At 50.8% G+C, this 1,414-nt stretch carries 1 protein-coding gene; it reads left to right on the forward strand.

Annotation, left to right across the window (positions count from 1 at the left end; translation table 11 throughout):
* Positions 1-572 precede the first annotated feature (572 nt).
* Positions 573-1,414 (forward strand): WD40 repeat domain-containing protein (locus KDK16_RS09030; protein ID WP_257275697.1); only part of this gene is annotated, 842 nt, incomplete at its 3' end.

Consider the following 1,414-nt stretch of genomic DNA (forward strand, 5'->3'; position numbering starts at 1 on the left):
TCCGAATAAATGGTACCAAACAGGCAAATAACCAGTTCCCCACCGTCCTGAATGAATTTGCAGACCCTGGTGGTGTTGCAAACGCCACCTCTTTCAATCGTACTATCTGGAACGGGCATTACGGCTATTTACCGTTTCCGAAAACTTTCTCCGAACCGCAAACATTACTGGCTGGAATTGATTGCACACCGGGAGGGTTTGACTGCAGCAAAGAAATATATCGGTTGATCCATGAAATTGATATAGACCCGAACAGGTTGCCTGAAATAGCGATCCCAGCACCCACGGGCAGAGTTCTGAAAAGATATTGTCCGCCTCACAGGGTTTTGAGTGTTGCGTGGAACAGGGACAGTAAGCACATAGCGGTGGGAATAGGTTCAGGTACAGGCAGGAGTGGCTGTCCCCGTTCAGCAACCGTACAAATCTTTGAAATCAATGCCTCGGGGTCTCCCAGACTCCTTTACACTCTGACCTATCCGAAAAACGGATGGGCTCTAGGCGTTGAGTTCAACCACGACGGTACCGAGCTGGCAGTCGGAACTTATTATAATGGGGTCAGGATTTATGACGTGATGAACGGGTACATCCTCAAGAAGCGCCTGCCTCATGCGACAGGCTTTATACGGGCCCTTAAATACAACCACAGCGGCACCCTTCTGGCGGCCGGGGCAAGTGATAACACGGTCAAGGTTTACAATGTGACAAATGACTATGCCCTCGAGCGCGAACTGCATGATGCGACAGAGAAGATACTGAGCATTACCTTCAATCACGACGGCAGCTTGCTGGTAGCTGCTGCGGAAGATGGACAGATCAGGATTTATGCCGTGGCAAACTCGTTTAACCTCGAGCGAGTCCTGTTCTACAGGAAGACAGGCGGAGCACTCAGCATGGCTTTCAATCACGACAGCAGCCTGCTGGCAGCCGGAGGATATGAGATCAATTTTTATCGTGGGAAGAGTCCTTACACCCACCTGCGCCCCCAACTGTACACCGCACGCGGTGTGGCCGCAGATAGCATTGCCTTCAACCCCAGTGGCACCAGGCTGGCAGCCGGGAGGAACGATGGACAGGTATGGATTTATAGCGGGACAAGCCCATTTAAACACCTGAAAACCCTGACCGATGGGCACAACAGAATGTACAGTATTGCCTACGCTCAAAACAACAAATGGCTGGCTGTTGGTGATTTACATCAAAAAGTCTTGATTTATGAGCTCGATACACCATCGCCATCTCTACAGCCCCCAACCAGCGAATTTACCACCGCTTCTGTAGCTCATACTTCACCCAGTTCGGAGTCACTTTTAGGCGTTTCATCCGCTGTCCCATCTTCATCGGCACAGCCTTTAACCAGCACATTGCCCACCACTTCTGTAGCTCGCACTTCAAGCATTTCTGTGTCGCCGTCAGA

It is taken from the genome of Endozoicomonas sp. SESOKO4 (assembly GCF_024606275.1).